This is a genomic window from Nocardia cerradoensis NBRC 101014 (genome assembly GCF_000308535.1).
In the GTDB taxonomy this organism is placed as follows: Bacteria; Actinomycetota; Actinomycetes; order Mycobacteriales; family Mycobacteriaceae; genus Nocardia; species Nocardia cerradoensis.
Map to the genome: position 1 here is coordinate 1 of NZ_BAFW01000336.1, position 7795 is coordinate 7795.

Annotated in this window: 7 protein-coding genes; 6 read left to right on the plus strand and 1 reads right to left on the minus strand. The window is 69.9% G+C overall.

Annotated features, from left to right (window positions below):
- Positions 1-67 precede the first annotated feature (67 nt).
- From ON23_RS28940 to ON23_RS28965, 6 genes are all read left to right on the plus strand, one after another.
- Positions 68-1453 (plus strand): amidohydrolase family protein, encoded by a 1386-nt coding sequence (locus ON23_RS28940; RefSeq protein WP_039782181.1) that lies wholly within the window; start codon positions 68-70, stop codon positions 1451-1453.
- 265 nt (positions 1454-1718) lie between these two features.
- A complete protein-coding gene (locus ON23_RS28945) occupies positions 1719-2969 on the plus strand; it encodes an amidohydrolase family protein (protein ID WP_039782183.1) in 1251 nt (416 codons plus the stop codon).
- A gap of 47 nt (positions 2970-3016) precedes the next feature.
- Positions 3017-3319 carry a DUF4286 family protein gene (locus tag ON23_RS28950; RefSeq protein ID WP_039782184.1) on the plus strand — a complete coding sequence of 101 codons (303 nt, stop codon included), beginning with the start codon at positions 3017-3019 and terminating at the stop codon, positions 3317-3319.
- Between the two features lie 156 nt (positions 3320-3475).
- On the plus strand, positions 3476-4609 hold the full coding sequence (locus tag ON23_RS28955; RefSeq protein WP_039782185.1) for an acyl-CoA dehydrogenase family protein: 1134 nt from the start codon (positions 3476-3478) through the stop codon (positions 4607-4609).
- Positions 4606-5856 carry an acyl-CoA dehydrogenase family protein gene (locus ON23_RS28960; RefSeq protein ID WP_039782186.1) on the plus strand — a complete coding sequence of 417 codons (1251 nt, stop codon included), beginning with the start codon at positions 4606-4608 and terminating at the stop codon, positions 5854-5856. Before ON23_RS28955 ends, ON23_RS28960 begins: the two co-directional genes overlap by 4 nt.
- Before the next feature lie 219 nt (positions 5857-6075).
- Positions 6076-6846 (plus strand): oxidoreductase, encoded by a 771-nt coding sequence (locus tag ON23_RS28965; RefSeq protein ID WP_039782187.1) that lies wholly within the window; start codon positions 6076-6078, stop codon positions 6844-6846.
- A 41-nt stretch (positions 6847-6887) separates the two neighbouring features.
- Here ON23_RS28965 and ON23_RS28970 read toward each other — a convergent pair.
- On the minus strand, positions 6888-7795 hold a 908-nt coding region (locus ON23_RS28970), incomplete at its 5' end, for a LysR family transcriptional regulator (RefSeq protein WP_306307150.1).

Sequence of the window (7795 nt, forward strand, 5' to 3'; positions counted from 1 at the left end):
CCCAGGCCGTCCTGTCGCCGCGCTCCGCGCAGGCGCGCGCCGCGTCCGGATTTCCGGGTGGTGTCGCATGCTGATCCGCGATGCCGTCGTCTTCGGCAGTGCCCATACCGACGTCCGCTGCGAACGCGGCATCATCACCGAATGCGGGCGCGGCCTGCGGCCTCAGGCAGGCGAGGAGGATATCGACGCACACGGTCGGTGGCTGGTGCCGGGCCTGCACGACCATCACATCCATCTGCGTTCACTGGCCGCGCGCTCGGAGTCGATTCCGGTGGGGCCGGACCGGATTCGCGGCGCCCGCGCACTGGCGGACCGTCTGCGCGACGCCGCGCACCGAACGCCGGGACACGCCTGGCTCCGGGCCGTCGACTACCACGACGACGTCGCCGGAGCCATCGATCGGTGGGCGCTGGACCGCATGGAGGTGGGCCGGCCGGTGCGGGTGCAGCATCGTTCCGGCGCGCTGTGGATCCTCGATTCCAGCGCCTGCGCCCTGCTCGATGTCGACAACTGTCCGCTGCCGGGAGTGGAACGGGATCCGCAGGGCCGGGCCACGGGCCGGTTGTGGCGGATGGACACCTGGCTCGGCGACCGGCTCGGCTGCCTGGCGCCCGACCCCGCGCCGGTCTCGGCGGCGGCGGCGACGCGGGGAATCACCGGATTCACCGATGCCACACCGGATCTCACTCGTCCCGAGGTCGGCACCCTGGCCGCCGCGGTCCTGGACGGGCGCATCGTGCAACGCGTCTACTGCATGGCCGAGCCCGATATCGAGGATCCGCACGTCGAGCGATTCCGTCTGGGCCCCACCAAAATTCTGCTCGACGACACCGCACTGCCCGATCTCGACGATTTCGTCGTGCGGCTGCGCCGGCTGCACGGTGCGGGCCGGGCCGCCGCGGTGCACTGTGTCACGCGGGTGCAGCTGATTCTGACCATGGCCGCCTTCGACCTGGCCGGTGTGGTGCCCGGCGACCGGATCGAACACGGTGCCGTCGTTCCCGCCGAGGTGCTGACCTGGTTGCGCCGCAACGACATTCCGGTGATCACCCAGCCGCATTTCCTGATCGAGCGCGCTGCCCAGTACGCGCGCGAGGTCCCCGCCGAGGACCGGCCCGATCTGTGGCGGCTCGGTTCGCTCCTCGCGGCGGGCGTCGGGGTGGCGGCCGGCACCGACGCGCCGTTCGGCGATCCGGATCCGTGGGCGGTGGTGCGCGCCGCCACCGATCGCGGCCGCGGCCGCTCAGCCGCCGAGGTGCTGTCGCCGGCCACCGCGCTGTCGCTGTTCTTCGGCACCGCCGCCCGGCCCCACATTCCCCGGACTCTCGCCCCGGGCCACCATGCCGACCTGACCCTGTTGCAGGTCCCGCCCGCCGAACTCGCCGATGCGCTCGACTCGCCGCCCGTGGCCGCCACGATCGTCGCCGGGCAGGTCGTCTACCGCGCGTCCTAGCGCGAGGAGCGGGCGCTACCACCGCCCACAGCGCCTCCCATCGACGGAAACGTCATTCTCCGAAGTCGGTAGTCGCATGAGAGAAGGTTGTTGCGCCGCCGATCGACAGTTCAGGCCCGTCGCCGAAGTTTGCCGTACCGGTGCCGAATCGGGTGTATCGTCGCAGTCAGTCAGGAGAGTATGATTCTCCATAACAGAGATCGTGCATCTCCTATGTTGCCCGCCGCAGCGGGCCGCCGCCGTCCGCACCAGCACGAGGAACCTCATGAATACCGATGACATGATCCTGGTCAGCATCGACGACCATGTGGTCGAGCCGGCCGACATGTTCGACCGACATACGCCGAAGAAGTACGCCGAATACGTGCCGCAACTGCTCACCAACGACCAGGGCATCGATCAGTGGACCTATCGCGGCCGGCCGGTCGGCGTCACCGGACTCAACGCGGTCGTCGGCTGGCCCAAGGAGGAGTGGGACAAGAATCCCACCCGCTATGCCGAGATGCGGCCGGGCGTCTACGACATTCACGACCGGGTGCGGGATATGAACGCCAACGGGGTGTTCGCCTCGATGTGCTTCCCGACCTTCGCCGGCTTCAGCGCGGGCCATCTGAGCCAGTTCAAGGACGAGATCACCGTCGCGATGATCCAGGCCTACAACAACTGGCACATCGACGAGTGGTGCGCCACATACCCGGGCCGGTTCATCCCGAATGCCATTCTGCCGCTGTGGGATCCGCAACTGGCGGTGGCGGAGATCCAGCGGGTGGCGGCCAAGGGATTCCACGGGGTCACCATGTCGGAGATCCCGCACGTGGAGGGCCACCCCTCCTATCACGACATCGAGTACTGGGGCCCGGTGTTCGCGGCGCTCGCCGACACCGGCCTGGTGATGAACCTGCACATCGGCCCCGGTTTCGGCGCCCTGCGCATGGCCCCGGACGCGCCGATCGACAATCTGATGGTGCTGGCGCCCAGCGTGTCCCAGATCGCGGTCCAGGATCTGCTGTGGGGTCCCGCGTTGCGCAGCTATCCGGGCCTGAAGGTGGCGCTGTCCGAAGGTGGCATCGGCTGGATCCCGTATTTCCTCGACCGCTCGGACCGCCACTACACCAACCAGAAGTGGCTGCGCCGCGACTTCGGCGGCAAGATGCCCTCGGACGTGTTCCGCGAGCACGTCATGGCCTGCTACGTCACCGACAAGACCTCGTTGAAGCTGCGGCACGAGATCGGCATCGACATCATCGCGTGGGAATGCGACTACCCGCATTCGGATTCGTTGTGGCCCGACGCCCCGGAATTCGTTCTGGCCGAACTCGAGGCCGCGGGCGCCGACGACGCCGATATCGACAAGATCACCTGGCAGAACGCCTGCCGCTTCCTGAACTGGGACCCGTTCGCGCACATCCCGCGCGACCAGGCGACCGTCGGCGCGCTGCGGGCCCAGGCCGCCGATGTCGATCTCACCGTCCGGCCGCGCAAGGAATGGGCCGAACTGTACGCGCAGCGCGCCTGATCGCTCGAAACCGGTTGTCCCCCATCACTTATCGTTAGGTCCACACCATGCAGATGATGGTCTTCTCCACCCCGCGCGAGGGGATGGACGACGAATACAACACCTGGTACACCGAGGTGCACATTCCCGAACTGCTGCAGATCGAGGGCATCCGGTCGTGTTCGCGCTATCGGGCCCCGCAGCTCGAGGGACAAGGCGCCGCCCACCGATATCTGGCGGTCTACGAGATCGACGGCGACGCCGAGGCGGTCTTCAAGCAGTTGCGCGCCAACTCGGCCGAGGGCCGATCCACACTCAGCCCCGCGATCGATCCGAGGGCCACCCAGATCACCTTCTGGGAACCGCTGTAGAAACTCCGGTCGCCACCCCTGGGTGTCGACCGGCCACCACTCCCATCGGCGGCGCGCCGGCCTCTCGACGCCGCCGATGGGTGCCCCGCCTCCCGCGAACTCGATATCCGCACACCTCACCGGGTTCGCGGGAGGCCTCTGCGTAAGGACCCATTCGTGACTGCCGCTCCGACCGCCGACCAACGACTGTTCCGGACCACCACCCGCGACTTCCTCGCCGCCACCGTGCCCGTGGACACGGTGCGCCGCCTCGCCGACTCCCCCGACGGCTTCGACCGGGACTGGTGGCGGCGCGGCGCCGAACTGGGCTGGACCGCACCGCTGGTCCCCGAACGGCTCGGCGGCGGGGCGGTGTCGGGCACTCCGATGGCCGACCTGGCGCTGATCGCCGAGGAATTCGGGCGCGCCTGCGCGCCGGGGCCGCTGCTGGCGGTGAATACCGCTCTGACCGGATTGCTGCGCAGCACAGGCGATTTCGAGACTGTGATCGCAGAAGTCGTGGCCGGCGCCGCGATTGCGACCTGGGCCTACTACGAACCCGGAGCGGGCCTGCGCTCTGCTCCGTTCGGGACCGCGGCCACGCCGGACGGTGCCGGATTCCGGCTGTCCGGGGTGAAGGATCGCGTCGAGTACGGCGCCCGAGCCGATCTGCTGGTCGTCGACGCCCAAGGGCCCGAGGGCCCGGTGCAACTGCTCGTGGCCACGGACGCACCCGGTGTCACGGTCACCCCGGTCTGGACGCTGGACGTCGTACGCCGCACGGCTACAGTCGTTTTCGACGACGTCCACGTCGCCGGCAACGCCGTCGTGCATCGCGCTCCCGAAGCCGCGGTGGCCGCCGCCGAGGAGCAGCTGCTCGTGGCCGCCGCGCTGAGCGCCGCGGAAATGGCCGGAGCCGCGCAGCGAGCCTTCGAAGCCACGGTGCAGTGGATGTTCGACCGCTACACCTTCGGCCGTCCGCTCGCCTCCTATCAGGCGCTCAAACATCGAGCCGCCGATATCGCCACCACACTCGAGGCGTGCCGGGCCACCTCCTGGGCCGCGGCCGCGAGCTTCGGCGACGACACCGCGAACACCGCCGAGGCCGTCAGCGTCGCGAAATCCTTCGTCGGCGCCACGGCCGGTGAGATCGTGCAGGAATGCGTGCAGATCCACGGCGGGCTCGGCGTCACCTGGGAACACGATCTGCACCTGTATCTGCGCCGGGTCACGCTCGGCCGGGCCCTCTACGGCACCCCGGCCGAACACCGGCGCCGGCTCACCGATCTGCTGGAGACGATCCCCGCATGAGCACCACCGAAACCGTGACCGCCGCAACCGAATCGGTCGACAGCTTCCGGGACCGCGCCCGGCGCTGGTTGCGCGACACGTTGCCGCCCGCGCCGCCGGTCCGCTCGGGCGAACAGAAGTCACCGCAGGTGTGGGCCCGCGCCCGCGAACTGCAACGCATCCTCCACGACGGCGGCTTCGCCGGCATCTGCTTTCCCGTCGACTACGGCGGACTGGGGTTGAGCCCGGCCCACCAGCGGGCCTTCACCGAGGAGTCGCGACCGTACGAGATGCCGCTGGCGCTCAACATCCCCACTCTGACCATCTGCGCCGCAACACTTCTCGACATGGGCAGCGAGGAACAGAAGCGCACCCACATCGCCGCGGCGCTGCGCGGTGAGGAGTTGCTGGTGCAGTTTCTGTCCGAACCGCGCGGCGGATCCGATCTGGCCGGGCTCACCACCCGAGCCGATCGCGACGGCGACGAGTGGGTGCTCAACGGTTCCAAGATCTGGAGTTCGGGCGCCTACGCCGCCGATTACGCGCTGTGCCTGGCGCGCACCGACTGGCAGGTGCCCAAACACGCCGGGCTGACCATGTTCCTTGTGCCGGTGAACTCCCCCGGACTGACCATTCGCCGGATCACCCAGGTCGACGGATCCACCGAATTCTGTCAGGAGTTCTTCGACGATGTACGGATCCCGGCCGATGCCGTCGTCGGCGAGGTCGACGGCGGCTGGGCGGTGGCGACCCGGCTGCTGCACCACGAACGCAGCGCCGTCGGTGGCGGCTCACCCTATGCCAGCGGCGTCGGCCAGCACAGCGGCCGCGATGTGCACAGTCTGCTCGACATCGCCCGCCGCACCAGGCAATTGGCCGACCCTCGCGTACGGGAGGACATCGGCGAGGCGCACGCGATGAATCTGGTCCACGACCAGCTCATCGCCCATGTCGGCGCCCGCATCGCCGCCGGCGAGCTGGCGCCCGCGGCCGGTTCGATCGTGCGACTGTTCAGCGCCCGCAACTCGTGGCTGCAGGCCGATGCCGCCGTGCGCATCGCCGGCGCCGCCGCCGCGACCGGCGATCCCGGCGGCGAACCCGGCCTCGGCCGAGCCGGCCAGGAGTACCTCTACCGCCAGGCCTGGAGCCTCGCCGGCGGCAGTACCGAAATGGCCCGCAACATCATCAGCGAACGGGTGCTGGGCATGCCCCGCGAATACGCCGCCGACCGGGACGTGCCGTTCGATCAGGTGCGGCGGGGACGGTAGTCGGGCCGCACCTCCCGGCATACCACCGCCTTCCGGCTGCCGAGGCGGTATAGGAGGTGCCTATGCCGCCTGCTCGGATTCCGTCTTTGCCTCTCGCCGGTCACCGGACCTACCGTGGAACAACCCCGACCAGATACGCCTCGCGAATAGCGTCATTGTCTGTCGCACAGCGTATTTCGTGGTCGGGAACTTCATCACGAATTCGAGAGGATCGGTGGTATGACCACGATCGAGAACGATTCCGGCACGCCGGACCTCGCGGGCAGGCGGGCCCTGGTCACGGGTGGCACTCGCGGCATCGGCGCGGCCGTCGTGCGTCGCCTGCTGGCCGCGGGGGCCGAGGTGCTCACCACCGCCAGGTCGGCCACGGGCACCGCACCCGACGGTGCCCGCTTCGTCCCCGCCGACGTGCGCACCCGGGCGGGTGCCGAGGCGCTCGCCCGGGCAGCATCGGAGACGCTCGGCGCGGTCGACATCGTCGTGCACAACGCCGGTGGCGCACGGCCGTTCGCGGGGAGCTCCGCCATTCCCGACGAACAGTGGCAGGACGCGCTGGATCTGAATCTGCTTGCGGCGGTGCGGCTGGACGCGCTGCTGACGCCGGGAATGCGGGAACGCGGTGCGGGCGCCATCGTGCACATCTCGTCGGCAGCGGCGCCCGTCGCCTTCGCCCCCTTCCTGCACTACACGGCCGCCAAGGCCGCACTGGAGAACTACAGTCGCGGGCTGGCCGCGGAGCTGGCCCCGTTCGGAATCCGGGTCAACACCGTATCTCCCGGCAGGACCGCGACTCCGGGCGGCGAGACGACGCGCGAGCAATGGGCGCAGCTGGGCACCGCGGGAGACGGCGCCACCGCGACCGTTCCGCTGGGGCGCGACGGCCGGCCGGAAGACATCGCCGAGGCGGTGGCGTTCCTGGTATCCGATCGGGCGGGCTGGCTGACCGGCAGCGGTCTCGTCGTCGACGGCGGCGAATTCCCGAAACGGTGACCGGCAGGGCCGCTGCCGAGCGGTACCCGGCGCGGCCCCGGTCAGGCCAGTGGCGCGGAATGAGCGGTCCGGCACCAGTTCTCCCGGCGCAACAGTTCCAGCAGAGCCGTCTCCGCGGGGCCCGCGCCGGGCCGGACCGCGGCGACGACGGGCTGATAGACACCCGGCGACACCGGGCGTGCGAGATGGCAATGGTCGTGCGGCACCGCCGAGGCCGGCACCAGCGTGACCCCGAGCCCCTGAGCGGCCCAGCGCACGGCCGTCGCCGTCTGGGACACGCGGGCAACAGTAACCGGAGCAATAGCGTTGTCTCGCAACACGTTTCGTAACAGGCTGTCGAGCGCGCCGTCCTGATCGAACCGCACCCACGGTTCCCGCTCGAGGTCGCGCAACTCGATCCGATCCGCCGCGAGGAGCGGGTGGCCCTCCGCGAGAACCACGAGAAACCCCTCGTCGCCGAGGTGGTGGCCGATGTAGCGACCCTCGCCGCACGGCCCGGCCATCAGCGCGAGGTCGAGCACACCCCGGCGCGCCATCCGTTCCAGTTCGGCGGGATTCGGCTCCTCGAACACGGTCACCGCCACGCGCGGGAACCGGCGGCGCAGGACACCCAGCGCGTTCGGCAGCTGTCGCGTGCCCAGCCCCATCTGCGCCGCCACCACGAGTTCGCCGACCAGATCATCGGCGCCGGCGCGCGCCGTTGCTCGCGCACGTCGCGCCGCGGTCACCGCGAGCTCCGCATCCCGCAGGAATGCGCGGCCGACCACCGTGGGCACCAGCCCGGTCGGTGTGCGGTCGAACAGCGTCACGCCGAGCTCGCGCTCCAGAGTGCGGATCTGCTGCGACATCGACGGCTGCGCGACGTGCAGTCGTTCCGCCGCGGCTGTTACCGAGCCCTCCTCGGCGACGGCGAGGGCGTATTCGAATTGCCGCAGGCTCATCGTTTCCC

Coding starts and splice junctions, on each gene's coding strand:
- ON23_RS28940 (WP_039782181.1), top strand. CDS start 68: ATGCTGATCCGCGATGCCGTCGTCTTCGGCAGTGCCCATACCGACGTC.
- ON23_RS28945 (WP_039782183.1), top strand. CDS start 1,719: ATGAATACCGATGACATGATCCTGGTCAGCATCGACGACCATGTGGTC.
- ON23_RS28950 (WP_039782184.1), top strand. CDS start 3,017: ATGCAGATGATGGTCTTCTCCACCCCGCGCGAGGGGATGGACGACGAA.
- ON23_RS28960 (WP_039782186.1), top strand. CDS start 4,606: ATGAGCACCACCGAAACCGTGACCGCCGCAACCGAATCGGTCGACAGC.
- ON23_RS28965 (WP_039782187.1), top strand. CDS start 6,076: ATGACCACGATCGAGAACGATTCCGGCACGCCGGACCTCGCGGGCAGG.